We start from the raw sequence: 17023 nt of genomic DNA on the forward strand, positions 1-17023 counted from the left end.
ATGGCCATCGAAATCGACAACGAGCTCAAGACCGACTTTCTGAACGAAAGCCTCGATCTGATCGAGCGCGTGTCGGAGCAACTCGTCGGCCTGGAGCGAACGCCGGACGATCGCGAACTGCTCAATGCGATCTTTCGCGGCTTTCATACGATCAAGGGCAGCGCGGGGTTTTTCGAACTCGATGCGGTGGTCGAGCTTGCGCATGCGGCGGAGGACTTGTTCGGCCTGCTGCGCTCGGGGGTTCGCACGCTGACGCCCGATCTGCTCGACGCGATTCTCGAGTCGCTCGACCAGCTGCGCGGCATGCTCGAACTGGTGGCGATGGAGGGCGTGCCGGAGCGCAGCGATGAGCTGGTGATGGTGTTGCGGCAGATGGCTTCCGCTGCAGGCAGCTCCTCTCTCCCGCATGCGGGAGAGAGTCCCTCGCGCAGCGAGAGGAGAGAGGGGCTGACTGAAAACGGAGTGTCTTCTCCGGTCTTTCCCTCTCCCGGTTCTTCGAACCACCCTCTCCCGCAAGCGGGAGAGGGGACAAGCAACAGCGATCCATTCTCCGACGACGAGTTCGAGGCGCTGCTCGATCAGCTGCAGGGCAAGCCAGCGTCGGTTTCTGCAACGCACACCAGCAGTACGCAACCGGCCTGTCTTTCCTCTCTCCCGCTTGCGGGAGAGAGTCCCTCGCGTAGCGAGGGGAGAGAGGGGCTGACTGAAAACGGAGTGTCTTCTCCGGGCGTGGTGAAGCCGATCCCGAGCGCCTCGAAATCCGCGTCGACACCCAGCGCCTCGATCACGTCATGGACCTGATCGGCGAACTCGTGCTCGTGCGCAATCGCATCAAGCGTCTCGGTGCCACTCCCGGGGTGGCGATCGGTGAACTGCGCAAGACGTTTTCCGAACTCGACGTCATCACCTCGGGCCTGCAGGCGCAGGTCACGCGCATGCGCATGCAGCCGATCCGCAGGCTGTTCGCCAAGTTTCCGAAGCTCGCACGCGATACCGCGCGCAAGCTCGGCAAGCAGGTCGAAGTCGAGCGCATCGGCGAGGATACCGAGCTCGACAAGACGCTCGTCGAAGCGCTCGGCGATCCGCTCATGCACATGGTGCGCAATGCGGTCGATCACGGGCTCGAAACGCCCGGGGCGCGCATCGCGGCGGGCAAGCCGGCCTGCGGGCGCATCGTGTTGTCGGCCGAGCAGGCCGGTGGCCAGATCGTCGTCACCGTGAGCGACGACGGCGCCGGCATGAACGCGGATCGCCTGCGCGCCAAGGCGCTCGAACGCGGACTGATCGGCGAGGCCGAGGCCGCGCGCATGACGCGCGAGGAATGCCTGCAGCTGGTGTTTCTGCCGGGCTTCTCGACCAAGGAGCAGATCAGCGATCTGTCCGGTCGCGGTGTCGGCATGGATGTCGTGCGCTCGAACATCGTCGCGCTCGGCGGCGTGGTCGCGATCGAATCCGAGCCGGGCCGCGGCAGCACCATTCGCATCCGCCTGCCGCTCACGCTCGCGATCCAGCCCGTGCTGATGATCGAGCGTGCCTCGCGCCTGTTCGCGCTGCCGCTGCAGGCGGTGCAGGACGTGTTCACGCTCGATGCCTCGCTCGTCGGCGCCAGCGACGACGGCTGGGAACGCGTGCCGTATCGCGACCACTCGCTGCGCCTGCTGCGGCTTGCGCGCTGGACCGGCGACGAGCACGACGGCGAGCGCGAGCACGTGGTCGTCGTCAACATCGGCAGCGAACGCTACGGCCTGATCGCCGGCAGCGTGCGCGGCCGCGAGGAGATCGTCGTCAAGCCGCTCGGACGCCTGCTCAAGGGCCTGTCGGGTATCGCGGGCGGCACCGTGACGAGCGAAGGCCGCGTCGCCCTCATCGTCGAACTTCCCGGCCTGTTGGCCGCCTACGAACGCGATCTGTCGAGGACTCGCTGATGGATATCCTGAGTCTGGTCGCCGCGATCCTGGCCTTCGTCGTGCTGATCGTCGGCACGATTCTCAAAGGCGCCAACCCGCTCGCGCTGCTGTCGCCCGCGGCTTTCGTCATCGTCATCGTCGGCACCTTGTCGGCGGTGATGATGCAGATGCCGCTGAAGACCTTTCTGCACGGGCTCAAGCTCGGAAAGTGGATCTTCAAGCCGCCGCAGCAGCAGCCGAACGATCTCATTGCGAAGATCGTCGAGTGGAGCAATGCGGCGCGCAAGCAAGGCCTGCTCGCGCTCGAGCCGAGCGTCGAGAGCGAATCCGATCACTTCACCAGGAAGGGCCTGCAGATGCTCGTCGACGGCGCCGAGCCCGACGTCATCCGCGGCACGCTCGAAGTGGAGCTCTCGGTATCCGAGCATCACGACCTGGCCGGCGCCAAAGTGTTCGAAGCCTTCGGCATCTATGCGCCGACGCTCGGTATCATCGGTGCGGTCATGGGCCTGATGGCGGTGATGGCCAACCTCGCCGATCCGTCCAAGCTCGGCCACGGCATCGCGGCGGCTTTCGTCGCGACGATCTACGGCATCGGCTCGGCGAACCTGTTCTTCCTGCCGATGGCGGCCAAGCTCAAGTCCGTCATCAGCGACCAGACGCGCGTGCGCGAGATGATCATCGAAGGCCTGATCGGCATCAGCCAGGGCGACAACCCGCGCAACATCGAGGTGCGCTTGCAGGGATACGTGCACTGAGGGGTTCGGCTCAGGCCTGCGCAGGCCTCGCCGGGCTTTTTTGCGGGCCTGCCGGCGCTACTTCGTTCGCAGAACCAGCGGCACCAGTTCCGCCTGCCGACGAACGCCCGTTTTCTCGAAGCAGCGGCGTAGCTGGGATCGAACGGTTTCGTAGCTCACCTGGTTTCGGATGGCGAATTCCTTGAGCGTTTCTCCGTCCGCGATCGCCTGCACCAGCCGGGCTTCGCCGGGACTGAGCTTGTAGGCCTTGCGAAGGGCGGCACTACGATCCACCGGATGCCCGTCGGGATCGGCGATGAACAGCAGTGCGACGGCGTTGAAGGCGCCCGCCAGCTCCTTGGGAAGCGGTTGCAGGGTCAGGATCAGCGAGCGACCCCGCGGCCTCGAAACGGCGATGCGCACGGGAGGCATGACGCCGGCGCCCGGCGTCCACAGCAGCGGGCTCGCGCATTGGGCCAGTGCGGCCGCCAATGCGGTTCGCGCCGGGCTCGTGGACACCAGCAGCCGGCCGTCCGCCGCCCGGTCCACGCCGCCCGCGGTGCGGATGAGCGCTTCCGCCGCCCGATTGGCCCGCACGACTCTGCCGCCGCGGTCCAGCAGCGCCACGGCGTCGGCCACGTGGTCGAGGGCCTCGGCCAGCGCCTCTTTCTCCTTTTGAACGCGCTGCAAACGGGTTTCGGCGGTGATCGCCCGACGCACGTGCGGGAGCAGCATGCCGAGCCGCTCGCGCACGAGTGCCTGCTGCGGGGCCCTGCTGCGGAAATGAGGGGCCAGGTAAGCCCAGGGTGCGTCCTCGGTCTTGCTGACGCAGCCCATGAGGCATTCGCCGCATTGAACGAGCGGGTGGTAATACTCCTGGAAAAACATCATCCGCTTGCGAGCCGGCGCATCCCAGAAGTCGATGTCCGCCACCACCTGGCCCTGCCGCATTTCCAACGCGATCGGGACGCGCGGCTGGACCTCCGCCCAGTTCGCCGCCATGTAGGTTCGGGTGTATTCCTCGACGGTTTGCGTATCGAGCCGAGCCTGTTCCCAGCGCGTGAGCTGCTGCAGGACCGGATCGGAGAACGTGAGGTCCGCGCACTCCGCGCCGAGGTAATCCGCGATGGCGGTCAGTGCCGACGCCCAGGTGGATTCGCCGAACGGCACTTGATGGATGCTTTCCAGAACGAACGACAACTGCTGTTCGAAGCGACGCGGCCCGCCCACCATCTTTGCTTCCCCCGAGAATCCCCTGAGGTAAACGGTATCACCGGATCGGCGATCGGCGTACTGCGTCCCTCGTACGGTTTCAGCGCAGGGCCCGGCCGTGTTCGGAAGGGTCTGCGCAAGCGGGTGAAGAATCCGGGCACGTCGAGAAAACCACGATCTGCGCAATGGAGCTCAAGATCGGGCGGGTTCGGCCGAAACGCTTCAAGCGATTGCCGATTCCCGCCCCATGGCCCGCAAGAAACCCCACGAAGACCACGTCAACCACGAAGCCTGGGCCATTCCGTATGGCGACATGCTCGTGCTGCTGCTCGCCCTGTTCGTGGTGATGTACGCGGTGTCGTCGGTCAACGAGGGCAAGTACCGCGTGCTCGCGGATTCGCTGCAGGCCGAGTTCAGCGGGGCGCCGAAATCGATCAATCCGATCCAGTTCGGCGAAAAGCAGCGCGGCGCCGAGCCCGACAGCCAGTCGAGCATGATGCGCCAGCGATCCGCGCTGACGGCCGGCGGCCCGGTGGCGAAGAAACCCGACGTGGCGCAGATGATCCAGGCGCGCCTGCCGATGCCGCTGCGCGCCTCGCCCGACACCATGACGGGCAGGGGCAGCGGGCGCGCGGTGTCCGAGCGCCAGGCGCTCGAGAAGATGGGCCAGGACATCGAGAACGCGCTCGGTGACCTGGTCCAGAAGAAACTCGTCCGCATCCGCTCGTCCGAGCAGACGCTAGAAGTGGAGATTCGCGCGGACATCCTGTTTCCGAGCGGCTCGGCCACGCTGTCGGACGAGGCCAGGCCGGTGCTCGGCACCGTCGCTGGCATTCTCGCCAGGTTCCCCAACCCGATGCGCGTCGAAGGCCACACCGATTCGATGCCGATCAGCACGCCGGTGTATCCGAGCAACTGGGAGCTTTCGGCCGCGCGTGCGGCGAGCGTGCTGCACCTGTTCGCCGCCAAGGGCATCAAGCCTTCGCGGCTGAGCCTGGCGGGCTTTGGCGAGTTTCGGCCGGTGGCGGACAACGCGGCGCAGGAAGGGCGCAACCGCAATCGCCGCGTGCTGATCGTGGTGCTGGCCCGCGGCGGCGAAAGCGTGCCGATGATGCCGACGGCCGAAGCGAACAGGCCCATGGAAAAAGACAAGATCGCCGCGACGACCCAAGGCATCGTTCAAGCCGAGCTGATGCCTTAGTCGTTTCGTTTTTCCCTCGCCTGCGTGAGGGAGAGGGAGCGCGGGTCGAAGAATGCGCTTGGATTCACGATCGTGCTCCCTCACCCCGAGCCCTCTCCCGCACGCGGGAGAGAGGCTTGCCGCATCACAGCGATCAGCGACCGGTCGCGCTCATCTGGCCGTGCTGATGCGTTTCGGCAGCACCGAGCTGATTGCTGCCGTTCTCGATCACGAGCGCGACCCGGCGGTTGGCCTGGCCGCGTTCGCCCCAGGCGCCCGGGGCGAGCTGCTTGTCCTTGTCGTCGCCATAGCTCACGGCGGTGACCTTGTCGGCCGGCAGGCCGCTGGCGACCAGATGCTCGCGCACCGCTTCGGCGCGGCGCTGGCCGAGCCGCTTGTTGTACGCGGCCGAGCCGGCGGAGTCGGCATAGCCTTCGACCGTCACCTTCATGTCGGGACGCTTGTTGACCACGCTGGCGACGTCGTCGAGCGCCTTCTCGTCCTTGGCGCGCAAGTCGGCTTTGTCGAAATCGAAGTGCGCCGTCATGTTCAGGATCAGCTTGTCCTGCAGATCGTTGATGGCGACTTCCTGGTTCTTGAGCTTGCCTTCGAGATCGCGGCCCAGCGCGGCGATCTGTTCGCGGTTCTCGGCGCGGGCGGTTTCGATGTTGCCGCGCAACTCGGCGACGGTGGAATCGAACTCGTCGCGTTTGACGTAGTTGTGGCAGCCCGCGAGCGTGAGTGCGGCCAGTCCGAGGGCCACGCTGCCGGCCCGTGCATGCATCTTCATCGTGCGATCTCCTTCGCTTGATGTGTGACTTCCTTGTCGCGTCCACCAGAAGCCGCGCGTGGCGGGCTTCCTGACACCTCACTGATCGCCGTACTCGGTGCGAAAGCGATCGATGCCGGTAAACGCGTGTACCCAACAGCAAACCCGACCGTAGGTTTGGGCGGATTAAGTTCAGCTGAATCCAAAAAAGGGTGGCGGGCTCAAGTTTTTGCCGATCCGACCGCTAAGCGTTCGAGACCGCATGCGCGAAATCGCGCCGGGGGTGAATCCATGCAGCTGCAGGGCAGGCGTCACGATGACGGCGACATCAGTCGCTGGGTCGGATTCTCGATCGGTGAGCAGGCGTTCGCGCTGCCGATCCACTGCGTGCGCGAGGTGAATCCGTCCGCGCGCTACGAGGCGGTGCCGGGGGCTCCGCGCTTCGTGCTCGGTGTCGCCGCGCTGCGCGGACGCCTCGTCACCGTGATCGACCTGCATGGCCGACTGCAGATCGAGCGGCCGGCCGACCGCGCACGCGATCCGGCGCACTGCCTGATCGTCGTCGAATCGGCCGGCGAGATGCTGGCCCTGCGCGTCGACGCGATCGGCGAGCTCTATTCGCTGCCCTCGTCGCTGATCAAGAAGCCGCCGGCGGTCGCCATTCCAGGCACCGACGATGCGGTCTGCGGATTCGTGAGCCGCGCGGCCGGCGAGCGCCACATGCTGAGCCTGCTCGCGCTCGATCCGCTGATCGATGCGGTGATGCCCGCATGCGTGCACTGAGCCCCCGCATCGAGCCGTCGACGACGGGTTTCCGCCGACTGCGGCCGGGCACGGCGCTTGCCCTTGCCGCTGGCCCTCGTTCGCTGTCCGGAGAACCCTCATGAGCCCAGCCAAGCTCGACACCGATATCGGAAACGCCGTCATCAAGCTCGATGCGAATCTCGGCATCGAACAGGCCGCTGCGCTGCACGAAACGCTCAGGCAACGCGTCGACGACGCCGAGCTCGTGCAGTTCGAGGCGTCTGAGCTGCAGCGCATCCACACCGCGGCGCTGCAGCTGTTCTGCCTGTTCTGCCGCGACCGCCGCCGCGCGGGGCACAGCGTCGAATTCCTGCGCCCTTCGGAAAGCCTGCGCAAGGCCGCGGCCTTGCTCGGTGCCACCACCTTGCTCCAACTCGCCAAGGCCCATCCATGAGCGACGCCTCGCATCGCATTCTCGCCGTCGACGATTCCAACTCCATGCGGCAGATGGTCGCCTTCACCTTGAGTTCGGCCGGTTTCGACGTGACCGAAGCCGAGGACGGTGTCGTGGCCTTGTCGATGGCGCAGACGCAGAAATTCGGCCTGGTGCTCGCCGACGTCAACATGCCCAACATGGATGGCCTGTCGCTCGTGCGCGCCCTGCGTGGCATGGCGGACTACAAGTTCACGCCCATGCTGATGCTGACCACCGAATCGACGCCCGAGAAGAAGGCCGAAGGCAAGGCCGCGGGCGCGACGGGCTGGATCGTCAAGCCGTTCAACCCCGATCAGCTGATCGCCACGATCAGGCGGGTTCTCGCCTGAGGCGATCCCCATGTCCATCGATCTCGCCCGTTTCCACCAAGCCTTTTTCGACGAAAGCTTCGAGCGCGCCGATGCGATGGAGCAGGCGCTGCTGCGGCTCGATGTGCAGGCCGACAACGGCGAGGTCATCCACGACATTTTTCGCGCCGCGCATTCGATCAAGGGCGGTGCGGCGACCTTCGGTTTCGCTGCGGTCGCCGGCTTCACGCACCACCTCGAAACGCTGCTCGACAGCGTGCGGTCGGGGCAGCGCGGCGTCGATGCGACGCTCGTCGAACTGATGCTGCGCGCAGCCGATCACGTGCGCGGCCTGCTCGTCGCCGCGCGCGACGGCGGTGCGTGCGACGAGGTGCTGGGCGCTTCGTTGCAGGCATCCCTGCAAGCCGCTCTGAATGTCGGGCCGGCCACGGTTGCGGCGCAGGCTGCCGGGCCTGCGCAAGCGACCACGGGCTGGACGATCCGCTTCGTGCCGCGGCCCGATCTGTTCCGCAGCGGCAACGACCCGCTGCGCATCCTGCGCGAACTCGCCGAACTCGGAACCCTGCATTCGGAGCTCGAATTCGCCGACGGGATTCCGGGCTTCGGTGCGCTCGACGCCGAGTCCTGCTACCTGGGCTGGAACCTGCGGCTCGAAACGCTGGCGAGCGAGATCGAAGTGCGCGAGCTGTTCGCCTGGGTCGAGGACGAATGCGAGCTGCGGATCGAGCCACTGGCTGTTGCGGCCGCAGCCGTCGAGCCGGTCGCGGTTGTTTCCGAATCCGCGACGCCGCCGGCGCCCGCCCATGGCGAGGACAAAGTCGTGCCGATCGGCGTCGCGGCTCCGGCGCGTCCGCAGCCGCAGCGCAGCGCGGCCGCCGCACTCGAAAGCTCGATTCGCGTGTCGACCAACAAGATCGACGGCCTCATCAACCTCGTCGGCGAACTCGTGATCACGCAGGCGAGCCTGTCGCAGTACGCCCAGGGACTCGATCCGCTCGGACACGAGCGCCTGCTGTCCGCCGTGCAGCAGCTCGAACACACGACGCGCCGCCTGCAGGAGTCGGTGATGTCGACACGCATGCTGCCGATCGATGCGGTGTTCAGCCGCTTTCCGCGCATGGTGCACGACCTCGCAACCAAGCTCGGAAAGCAAGTGCGCCTGCAGACGGTCGGCGAGGGCACCGAGCTCGACAAGAGCGTGATCGAACGCATCGGCGATCCGCTCACGCATCTGCTGCGCAACGCAATCGATCACGGCATCGAATCGATCGACGATCGTGTTGCCGCGGGCAAGCCGGCGCAGGGCACGGTGACCTTGCGCGCCGCGCATCAGGCCGGGCAGATCGTCATCGACATCGCCGACGACGGGCGCGGGCTGTCGCGCGCGCGCATCCTCGAAAAGGCGCGCAGCAACGGCATTGCGGTCGCCGACAACGCGAGCGATGCCGATGTGTGGAATCTGATCTTCGCGCCCGGGTTCTCGACCGCATCGGAAGTCACCGACGTCTCGGGCCGGGGCGTGGGCATGGACGTGGTCAAGCGCAACATCCTGAGCCTCGGCGGCCAGGTGGAACTGTCGTCGACCGAAGGCCAGGGCGCGACCGTGCGCATCCGCCTGCCGCTGACGCTTGCGATCGTCGACGGCATGAGCGTCGCGGTCGGAGAGGACACCTACATCGTGCCGCTGTCGTCGGTCGTCGAATGCCTGCAGCCGACGGTCTCGCAGATCAAGCGTATCGGCGTCGACGCGATGCTGGTCGCGGTGCGCTCGGAATACCTGCCGCTGCTCGATCTGCACACCTTGTTCGGCTTGCCGGGCGCGGGCCGCGACGCGCACGAGTCGATCCTCGTGATCGTCGAGGCCGAAGGCCGCAAGGTCGCCCTGCAGCTCGACGAACTGCTCGGCCAGCAGCAAGTCGTGATCAAGAGTCTCGAAGCCAATTACCGGCGCCTGCCACTGTTCTCGGGCGCCACCATTCTGGGCGACGGCCGCGTCGCGCTGATACTCGACATCGTCGAGCTCGTGCGCGGCGCAGGCCGCGCGATGGCCGCCTGAAGGAGTCGCCATGAGTCTTCCGCAAGCATCCGCAAGCGCAAACAGCAATGCCGCCAACGCCGGCGAGGGCGTGCGCGAGTTCCTCACCTTCACGCTCGGCAGCGAGGAGTACGGAGTGGACATCCTCAAGGTTCAGGAGATTCGCGGCTACGACACGGTGACGCGCATTCCCGATACGCCGGATTTCATCAAGGGCGTGATCAATCTGCGCGGCACCATCGTGCCGGTGGTCGACATGCGCCTCAAGTTCAAGCTCGCACAGGCCCAGTACGACGTTTTCACGGTGATGATCATCCTCACCGTGGCGCAACGCGTGGTCGGCATGGTGGTCGATGGCGTGTCCGACGTGCTGCAGCTCCCGGCCGAACGGATCTGCCCGGCGCCCGAGCTCGGTGGTCAGCTCGGAAGCCGCTTCATCACCGGCATCGGCACGCTCGATCAACGCATGCTGATCCTCGTCGACATCGAAAAGCTCATGAGCAGCCACGAAATGGCGCTCGTCGACGCTGCCGCTTTGCATTGATCCGCCGCCCGTCGCAGCGAATTCAGAACCAAGGAATCCCATCATGAAGAAGAAATCCTCCGCAGCGGCCAAGGCCTCCTCGAAAGCCAAGCCGAAAGTGGCGTCCAGGGCTGCGAGCCAGCCGAAAAAGAAGCTTGCCTCCAGGCCGGCTGCGCGGGCGAAGTCGCGCCCTGGCCCGGTCGGCGGCGCGAAGGCCAGAGCCGCGGGCGGTGGACATGCCGGGAAGCTCGCGCGCGAAGTCGCCGAGCTGCGTGCGCACATCGTCGCCATTCGCAGGCTGCGGGCTTATGCCGAGCTCAGCATGATCGGCGAGATCGTCGATCTGAACGACAACTTCGCGCAGCTGATGGGGTATGCGCGGGCCGATCTGCTCGGCCGCAACATCACCAGCTTCATGGAGGCAGGCTGGCAACGCAGCGAGGCAAGGGGGTTCTGGGAGCAGCTCTCGCGTGGCGAGTCGGTGGCCGGGCGCTACCTGCTGCAGGTCGGCGGCGGTCGCGAGATCTGCATGCAGGCCAATTTCAACCCGGTGGTCGAATCGGGCGCGCTGCTGCACATCGCGGTCTACGCCACCGATGTCACCGACCAGGCACGGCAGATGGCGGAATACGCCGGGCAGCTGCAAGCCATCGGCCGATCGCAGGCGGTCATCCACTTCACGCTCGACGGGCACATCCTCGAGGCCAACGACAATTTCCTGACGACCACCGGCTACCGGCTCGACGAGATCGTCGGACAGCATCACGCCATGTTCGTCGATCCGATGGAGCGGTCCAGCGCCGGCTACAAGGCATTCTGGGACAAGCTCAGTCGCGGCGAATACGATGCCGGCCAGTACCGTCGTGTCGCCAAGGGCGGCCGCGAGCTCTGGTTGCAGGCCTCGTACAATGCCATCCTCGATTCGTCCGGGCGGCCGATCAAAGTCGTCAAATACGCCAGCGATATCACCGCGCAGGTGCAGGCCAGTCACGCGCTGACCGCTGCGGTGGAACAGACGCAGGCGGTGGTGATGGCGGCAGGCGAGGGCGATTTGTCGCGGCGCATCCCGCTCGACGGCAAGGACGGCATGATCCGATCGCTCTGCGACGGGGTGAACACGATGCTCGACGGCATCGAGTCTGCGACGCATCGCGAGCGTGTTCAGGCCGCCGAGAATTTGCGCATCCGCATGGCGCTCGACAACGTCAACACCAACGTGATGATCGCCAACAAGGATCGCGAAATCATCTACGTCAACAAGTCGATCGAGCAGATGCTGCTGGTGGCCGAAGCCGATCTGCGCAAGCAGCTGCCGCAGTTCGATGCGCGGCGCCTGCTCGGAGCCAATATCGACGTGTTCCATCGCCACCCCGAGCACCAGCGCCATGCGCTCGACAATCTGCGCGACACCCTGCGTTCGCAGATCAAGGTCGGCGGACGGACCTTCACGCTGACCGTCAATCCGATCGTCGGTGAGGCCGGCGAGCGACTCGGTACGGTGGTGGAGTGGGCCGACCGCACTGTCGAGGTCAGCATCGAATCGGAGATCGGCGGCATCGTGCAGGCCGCGGCCAACGGGGACTTCAGCCGCCGCGTCACGCTCGACGGCAAGGAAGGCTTCTTCCGCCAGCTCGCCGAAAGCATGAATCACCTGCTCGAAACCAGCAGCAGCGGGCTCGACGAAGTGGCGCGTGTGCTGGGGGCACTGGCGCACGGCGACCTGACGCAGACCATATCGGGCGGCTATCAGGGAACCTTCGGCAAGCTGCGCGACGATGCCAACCAGACCGTCGAACAGCTCACCCAGATCGTGTCGCAGATCAAGACCGCCACCGACACCATCAACGTCGCCGCCCGCGAGATCGCCAACGGCAACAACGACCTTTCGGCTCGCACCGAGCAACAGGCCGCTTCGCTCGAAGAAACCGCATCGTCGATGGAGGAGCTCACGAGTACGGTCAAGCAGAATGCCGAGAACGCCAAGCAGGCCAACCAGCTCGCGATGGGCGCCTCCGAGGTGGCGCGCCGCGGCGGGTCGGTGGTCAGCGAGGTGGTGACGACGATGAACGCGATCAATGAATCGAGCAAGAAGATCGTCGACATCATCAGCGTCATCGACGGTATCGCGTTCCAGACCAACATCCTCGCGCTCAACGCGGCGGTCGAAGCGGCGCGTGCGGGCGAGCAGGGGCGCGGCTTCGCGGTGGTCGCGGCCGAAGTGCGCAGCCTCGCGCAGCGCAGCGCGGCTGCGGCCAAGGAGATCAAGGGCCTGATCGGCGATTCGGTCGAGAAGGTGGGCAACGGGTCCAAGCTCGTCGAGCAGGCCGGACGCACGATGGACGAGATCGTGACGAGCGTGAAGCGAGTGACCGATATCATGTCCGAGATCAGCGCGGCCTCGCAGGAACAGAGCCAGGGCATCGAGCAGGTCAACCAGACCATCACGCAGATGGACGAGGTGACCCAGCAGAACGCGGCGCTCGTCGAAGAGGCTTCGGCCGCGGCTCGTTCGCTCGAAGAGCAGGCTTCCGGGCTCGCGGAATCGGTCAGCCAGTTCCGGCTCGAGGAGGGCGCCGCCGCGGCCGCCAAGCCGCAGCCGCGGGTGGTGGCGAGTTCGGCGCCGCCGAGGCCGGCCGCCCGTCCGCCGGTGGGCAAGCCGGCGGCGGCCAAGCCTGCGCCGGGTCGATCGAACGGCGTGCACTCGCTCAACGGCAAAAGCAATGGCAAGGCGCACCCGATCGCGGGCAGCGGAGCGGAGCAGTGGACGGAGTTTTGAGACGTCTGGACTGAGTCATCAAATCGCTCTGTAGCGTACTGCACGGCCGTGTCCTCCCTCCCGCGTGCGGGAGGGAGCCTGCGCCGAAGGCGGGCAGTGAGGGAGCACGGTTTCAGTTTGCGCTCCGTTCGGAGTCTGCTCCCTCACCCGGCGCTGTCGCGCCACCCTCTCCCGCACGCGGGAGAGGGAGCTGCAAGGCTCAGTTGATTGAATCAGGACCAAGCCCATGTCCCTCACGCTCGACCGCGAATTCGACTTCACCGTCCGTGATTTCGAGCGCATCCGCAAGCTCATCCACGGCCGTGCCGGCATTGCGCTCGCCGACAGCAAGGAAGAGATGGTCTACAGCCGCATCGCACGCCGCCTGCGCTCGCTGGGGCTCGATTCCTTCGGCGATTATCTCGATCGCCTGGAGCGCGGAGGCGATGCGGACGAATGGCAGGCCTTCACCAATGCGCTGACCACCAACCTGACTTCGTTCTTTCGCGAAGCGCATCATTTCGATGTGTTGCGCGAGTTGCTGGCCCAACGTCCGCGTGGCCACAGGGCGCGCATCTGGTGCGCGGCAGCGAGCACCGGCGAAGAGCCTTACTCGCTCGCGATCACGGCTTGCGAAGCGCATGCCACGCTGGCGCCGCCCGTCGATATCCTGGCCACCGACATCGATACGCAGGTGCTCGCCACCGCCGAACGTGGCGTCTATCTGGTCGAGCGCATCGACAAACTGTCCGAGTCGCGGCGCAAGCGGTTCTTCCTCAAGGGCAAGGGCTCCGCGGAGGGCCTGTGCCGAGTCGCCCCGCCGCTGCGCGAGCTGCTGACGTTCCGGCCGCTCAATCTGCTCGATGCCGCGTATCCGATGCGCGGGCCGTTCGATGCGATCTTCTGCCGCAACGTCATGATCTACTTCGACAAGCCGACACAGCTCGCGGTGTTGCAACGGATGGTGCCGCTGCTGGCGCGCGACGGCCTGCTGTTCGCGGGGCATTCCGAGAGCTTTTTCCACGCGGGCGATCTGATCCGCCCGGTCGGTCGTACCATCTACCGCAGGGCGGACGCTTGATGCACGAGATCCGCAAGCTGCGAAGCGAGCAGGCGCCGGCCGAGCCCGCCGGCTACTACGACAGTCGCTTCTGCGCCCAGGCACTCAAGGTGCTGCCGGGCGAGTATCTGGTCACCGCGAACGACGTCATGCTGGTGACGGTGCTCGGCTCCTGCGTGTCGGCCTGCATTCGCGATCCGCTGGCCGGTGTCGGCGGCATGAATCACTTCATGCTCCCGCAAAGCGAAGGCGACACTCCGGAAAGCCGCTGGGCCAACGAATCGGCCCGTTACGGCGGCTATGCGATGGAAATACTCATCAACGAGCTGCTCAAGCGCGGCGCCGCACGCGGCCGGCTCGAAGCGAAGGTGTTCGGCGGTGGATCGGTGCTGCCGGGCTTCACGATCAACAACGTCGGCGACCGCAACGGCGCGTTCGTGTTGCGTTATCTCGAACAGGAAGGGATTCGCCTGGTGGCCCAGGACCTGTTCGATACCTGCCCGCGACGCGTGCACTACTTTCCGAAGACCGGCCGCGCGATGGTCAAGCGCCTGCCGACCGCGAACGACAGCGAGGTGCTGGCCAGCGAAGGCCTGTATCGCTCGCGGTTGAGGGCCGAACCCACGCAAGGCTCGGTCGAGCTGTTTTGAGGAGAACCACATGAGCGCACGAATCAAAGTGCTCGTGATCGACGATTCCGCGCTCATGCGCAAGCTGCTGACCGAATTGCTGACGCGCGATCCGCAGATCGACGTGGTCGGTGCGGCGCCCGACCCGTTCGTCGCGCGCGACAAGATCAAGGCGATGAACCCGGACGTGCTCACGCTCGATGTCGAGATGCCGCGCATGGACGGGCTCACGTTCCTCGAAAACCTCATGCGCCTGCGGCCGATGCCGGTGGTGATGGTGTCGTCGCTGACCGAACGCGGCGCCGAAACCACCCTGCAGGCGCTCGAGCTCGGCGCCGTGGACTTCGTCACCAAGCCCAAGATCGATCTCGAAGCCGGGCTGCGCGAATACGCCGACGAACTCGTCGCCAAGATCAAGGCGGCCGCCAAGGCGCGCGTGCGCGGTAGTGTCGGCGCACCGGTCGCACCGGCGCATGCGCCGGTGCGACGCAGCCTGTTGCGCACGACCGAAAAGATCATCGCGATCGGCGCTTCGACCGGCGGCACCGAAGCGATCAAGCAGGTGCTCGAAGACATGCCAGCCGATGCACCCGCGATCGTCATCGCCCAGCACATTCCGGCCGCCTTCTCGGGGCCGTTCGCGCAGCGCATGAATCGCAGCTCGGCGATGAGCGTCCGCGAGGCCCGTGACGGCGAGCAGATCGTGCCCGGGCACGTCTACATCGCGCCGGGCGACTGGCATCTGCGGCTCGCGCGCGATGGTGCCCGCTACGTCTGCAGACTCGATCAGAGCGCGCCGGAGAACCGGCATCGCCCGAGCGTGGACCTGCTGTTCAAGTCGGTCGCCCAGCAGGCGGGTGCAAACGCCGTGGGCGCGATCCTGACCGGGATGGGCGAGGACGGCGCGCGCGGTCTGCTCGCGATGCGCGAGGCCGGCGCGCGCTGTATCGTGCAGGACGAAGCGAGTTCGGTGGTCTGGGGCATGCCGGGCGTCGCGTTCAAGCTCGGCGCGGCCGAGCAGGCGCTCGACATCGCACTGATCGCCGATCGCCTGCTGGCGCTGTGCAGTGGCGAGCGTGCGGCGGCTTGAGCCCGGCTGGTACTCCTCTCCCGCGTGCGGGAGAGAGTCTCTCGCGTCGCGAGAGGAGAGAGGGCTCGTCCGGAAAGTGCGCGCATCTGCCGAGCTTCCCCTCTCCTGGTCCTTCGGACCGTCGTTGGCTTGACTCGGACAGGCATCGAGTCAGTCCTCGCCTGGGGCCAACGACCTCGCCGCACGCGGGAGAGGGGAATGAACCAAGCTGCATTCACCATTCAAGCTCCGCAGCGCGCGGCCGATAAACCACCCAGCCGAAGCCGCAGATCCCCCGGTCTCGAGGACCGTACGAATGACCAAGATCGACTCCATCCCCTCCGTCCTGGCACAGGTGCACGTGCCGGCGCTTGCGGGCTCGCTGGCGCTCGCCGTCGCGGCCATGACCCGCTTGCCGCCGTTCGCGGACGGGCTATGCGTGGCGGCCGCGGCGGCCGGCTGGGGCTACTTCTTCTGGCGCCGCAATCGCGAGCGGAGCGAACGCGCGCAGCAGCGCGGCGCGCTGAGCCGGCAGCAGCAGGATCACGATCGCCGGCTCGCGGAAATTCGCGAGGGGCTGGCCGGTGAAGTCGGTGGGCTTGCGCATGAGATCACGCGCGTACGCGGCCTCGTGCAGTCCGCGATTCGCCAGCTGACGACGAGCTTCGAGGCGATGAACCAGCACGCGCGACAGCAGAACGCGGTGGTCGCGCGCATTCTCGACCAGGCCGATGCCGATGGCGCGCAGAACGTCGGCGTGCGCCACTTCGCCGAACTCGCGGGCCGCCTGACCGGCGATCTCGTCGACACGCTCGCCGAAGCCGGCCAGCAGAGCCTGGCCAGCGTGCAGCAGATCGACACCATGGTGCAGCACCTCGACGCGATCTTCGAACTGCTCGGCGACGTGCGCTCGATCGCCGATCAGACCAATCTGCTCGCGCTCAATGCGGCGATCGAAGCCGCGCGCGCCGGCGAAGCGGGCCGCGGCTTCGCAGTGGTGGCCGAAGAGGTGCGCAATCTGTCGGAGCGTTCGAACAACTTCAACGAGCAGATCCGCAAGCGCGTCGCGAGCTCCAAGGAGGCGATCGCCAAGGTGCGCGAATCGGTCGGCGGCATGGCGTCCAGGCACCAGGACCGCAGCCAGCAGGCGCGCAGTGAGGTCAACCGCCTGCTCGAGCGGATCAAGGACATCAACCAGTCGCTCGGCGACGGCGTGCGCGAGGTTTCGACGAGTTCCGAGCGCATCGGCAAGGCGGTTTCCGAAGCCGTGCGCTCGCTGCAGTTCGAAGACATCGCCACCCAGGCGCTCGCGGCTGCGGACGCGCATCTGACGCGGCTGTCGTCGATCCACGACGAAGCCGGCAGCCTGCCGCTCGTGCGCGGAGCCGACGCGGTGCATGTGCCGAAAACCGCAGCTCAAGCCGCGCCGGTGATCGCGCCGGCCGCGGCCAACGCCGCGAACGCCGGCACGATGCCGGCCGGCATCAACGGCAACCTCGCGGTCGCCGACTGGCGCCAGCCGCAGCACAAGCCGGTGGCGCAGGTGTCGATGGAATCGGGGGCGGTGGAGTTGTTCTGAAGCCGGGCCGCTGGGTGGAC

The 17023-nt window shown here is 66.5% G+C and carries 16 protein-coding genes; 14 read left to right on the forward strand and 2 right to left on the reverse strand.

Going from position 1 to position 17023, the window contains the following annotated elements; translation table 11 throughout:
- From WQQ_RS17590 to WQQ_RS17600, 3 genes are read left to right on the forward strand one after another with little or no spacing between them, the layout of a single operon-like run.
- Complete coding sequence (locus WQQ_RS17590) at positions 1-801, forward strand: Hpt domain-containing protein (RefSeq protein ID WP_007186591.1); 801 nt, start codon at positions 1-3, stop codon at positions 799-801.
- Positions 792-1925 carry a chemotaxis protein CheA gene (locus WQQ_RS17595; protein WP_007186592.1) on the forward strand — a complete coding sequence of 378 codons (1134 nt, stop codon included), beginning with the start codon at positions 792-794 and terminating at the stop codon, positions 1923-1925. Before WQQ_RS17590 ends, WQQ_RS17595 begins: the two co-directional genes overlap by 10 nt.
- Positions 1925-2665 carry a flagellar motor protein gene (locus WQQ_RS17600; RefSeq protein WP_007186593.1) on the forward strand — a complete coding sequence of 247 codons (741 nt, stop codon included), beginning with the start codon at positions 1925-1927 and terminating at the stop codon, positions 2663-2665. Before WQQ_RS17595 ends, WQQ_RS17600 begins: the two co-directional genes overlap by 1 nt.
- A gap of 57 nt (positions 2666-2722) precedes the next feature.
- Here the strand turns inward: WQQ_RS17600 and WQQ_RS17605 are convergent, their stop codons facing one another.
- The gene (locus tag WQQ_RS17605; protein WP_192812997.1) at positions 2723-3844 is read right to left on the reverse strand and encodes a helix-turn-helix transcriptional regulator; all 1122 of its coding nucleotides are present in this window, start codon (positions 3842-3844) and stop codon (positions 2723-2725) included.
- 259 nt (positions 3845-4103) lie between these two features.
- Between WQQ_RS17605 and motD the strand changes: the two genes are divergently transcribed.
- Entirely contained in the window at positions 4104-5057 is a 954-nt protein-coding gene (gene motD / locus WQQ_RS17610) for a flagellar motor protein MotD (protein ID WP_007186595.1), read from the forward strand.
- A gap of 133 nt (positions 5058-5190) precedes the next feature.
- On the opposite strand, the gene WQQ_RS17615 is transcribed toward motD, so the two are convergent.
- Positions 5191-5826: an OmpA family protein gene (locus WQQ_RS17615; RefSeq protein WP_007186596.1), complete on the reverse strand. Its 636-nt coding sequence runs from the start codon at positions 5824-5826 to the stop codon at positions 5191-5193.
- Positions 5827-6096: 270 nt separating this feature from the next.
- On the opposite strand from WQQ_RS17615, the gene WQQ_RS17620 reads away from it, so the two are divergent.
- From WQQ_RS17620 to WQQ_RS17665, 10 genes are all read left to right on the forward strand, one after another.
- Positions 6097-6588 carry a chemotaxis protein CheW gene (locus WQQ_RS17620; RefSeq protein ID WP_007186597.1) on the forward strand — a complete coding sequence of 164 codons (492 nt, stop codon included), beginning with the start codon at positions 6097-6099 and terminating at the stop codon, positions 6586-6588.
- Positions 6589-6688: 100 nt separating this feature from the next.
- Entirely contained in the window at positions 6689-7003 is a 315-nt protein-coding gene (locus WQQ_RS17625; protein WP_007186599.1) for an STAS domain-containing protein, read from the forward strand.
- Positions 7000-7374: a response regulator gene (locus WQQ_RS17630; RefSeq protein WP_007186600.1), complete on the forward strand. Its 375-nt coding sequence runs from the start codon at positions 7000-7002 to the stop codon at positions 7372-7374. Before WQQ_RS17625 ends, WQQ_RS17630 begins: the two co-directional genes overlap by 4 nt.
- A gap of 10 nt (positions 7375-7384) precedes the next feature.
- Positions 7385-9409, forward strand: a complete 2025-nt coding sequence (locus tag WQQ_RS17635) for a chemotaxis protein CheA (protein ID WP_007186601.1) — start codon at positions 7385-7387, stop codon at positions 9407-9409.
- Between the two features lie 10 nt (positions 9410-9419).
- A complete protein-coding gene (locus WQQ_RS17640; RefSeq protein ID WP_007186602.1) occupies positions 9420-9932 on the forward strand; it encodes a chemotaxis protein CheW in 513 nt (170 codons plus the stop codon).
- A 43-nt stretch (positions 9933-9975) separates the two neighbouring features.
- The gene (locus WQQ_RS25130; protein WP_007186603.1) at positions 9976-12687 is read left to right on the forward strand and encodes a methyl-accepting chemotaxis protein; all 2712 of its coding nucleotides are present in this window, start codon (positions 9976-9978) and stop codon (positions 12685-12687) included.
- 226 nt (positions 12688-12913) lie between these two features.
- Positions 12914-13747: a CheR family methyltransferase gene (locus WQQ_RS17650; protein ID WP_007186604.1), complete on the forward strand. Its 834-nt coding sequence runs from the start codon at positions 12914-12916 to the stop codon at positions 13745-13747.
- Positions 13747-14376, forward strand: coding sequence for a chemoreceptor glutamine deamidase CheD (gene cheD / locus WQQ_RS17655; protein ID WP_007186605.1), 630 nt, complete (start codon positions 13747-13749; stop codon positions 14374-14376). Before WQQ_RS17650 ends, cheD begins: the two co-directional genes overlap by 1 nt.
- Positions 14377-14386: 10 nt before the next feature.
- Entirely contained in the window at positions 14387-15445 is a 1059-nt protein-coding gene (locus WQQ_RS17660) for a protein-glutamate methylesterase/protein-glutamine glutaminase (protein ID WP_007186606.1), read from the forward strand.
- Positions 15446-15740: 295 nt separating this feature from the next.
- Positions 15741-17003: a methyl-accepting chemotaxis protein gene (locus WQQ_RS17665; RefSeq protein ID WP_007186607.1), complete on the forward strand. Its 1263-nt coding sequence runs from the start codon at positions 15741-15743 to the stop codon at positions 17001-17003.
- The last annotated feature ends 20 nt before the right edge of the window (positions 17004-17023 follow it).

It is taken from the genome of Hydrocarboniphaga effusa AP103 (assembly GCF_000271305.1).
Classification (GTDB): Bacteria; Pseudomonadota; Gammaproteobacteria; order Nevskiales; family Nevskiaceae; genus Hydrocarboniphaga; species Hydrocarboniphaga effusa.

Bases quoted from the DNA above. Each gene is read 5' to 3' on its own strand.
- WQQ_RS17620 (WP_007186597.1), top strand. From the start codon at position 6,097: ATGCAGCTGCAGGGCAGGCGTCACGATGACGGCGACATCAGTCGCTGG.
- motD (WP_007186595.1), top strand. From the start codon at position 4,104: ATGGCCCGCAAGAAACCCCACGAAGACCACGTCAACCACGAAGCCTGG.
- WQQ_RS17660 (WP_007186606.1), top strand. From the start codon at position 14,387: ATGAGCGCACGAATCAAAGTGCTCGTGATCGACGATTCCGCGCTCATG.
- WQQ_RS17630 (WP_007186600.1), top strand. From the start codon at position 7,000: ATGAGCGACGCCTCGCATCGCATTCTCGCCGTCGACGATTCCAACTCC.
- WQQ_RS17650 (WP_007186604.1), top strand. From the start codon at position 12,914: ATGTCCCTCACGCTCGACCGCGAATTCGACTTCACCGTCCGTGATTTC.
- WQQ_RS25130 (WP_007186603.1), top strand. From the start codon at position 9,976: ATGAAGAAGAAATCCTCCGCAGCGGCCAAGGCCTCCTCGAAAGCCAAG.
- WQQ_RS17665 (WP_007186607.1), top strand. From the start codon at position 15,741: ATGACCAAGATCGACTCCATCCCCTCCGTCCTGGCACAGGTGCACGTG.
- cheD (WP_007186605.1), top strand. From the start codon at position 13,747: ATGCACGAGATCCGCAAGCTGCGAAGCGAGCAGGCGCCGGCCGAGCCC.
- WQQ_RS17625 (WP_007186599.1), top strand. From the start codon at position 6,689: ATGAGCCCAGCCAAGCTCGACACCGATATCGGAAACGCCGTCATCAAG.
- WQQ_RS17595 (WP_007186592.1), top strand. From the start codon at position 792: ATGGACCTGATCGGCGAACTCGTGCTCGTGCGCAATCGCATCAAGCGT.
- WQQ_RS17600 (WP_007186593.1), top strand. From the start codon at position 1,925: ATGGATATCCTGAGTCTGGTCGCCGCGATCCTGGCCTTCGTCGTGCTG.
- WQQ_RS17590 (WP_007186591.1), top strand. From the start codon at position 1: ATGGCCATCGAAATCGACAACGAGCTCAAGACCGACTTTCTGAACGAA.
- WQQ_RS17640 (WP_007186602.1), top strand. From the start codon at position 9,420: ATGAGTCTTCCGCAAGCATCCGCAAGCGCAAACAGCAATGCCGCCAAC.
- WQQ_RS17615 (WP_007186596.1), bottom strand. From the start codon at position 5,826: ATGAAGATGCATGCACGGGCCGGCAGCGTGGCCCTCGGACTGGCCGCA.
- WQQ_RS17635 (WP_007186601.1), top strand. From the start codon at position 7,385: ATGTCCATCGATCTCGCCCGTTTCCACCAAGCCTTTTTCGACGAAAGC.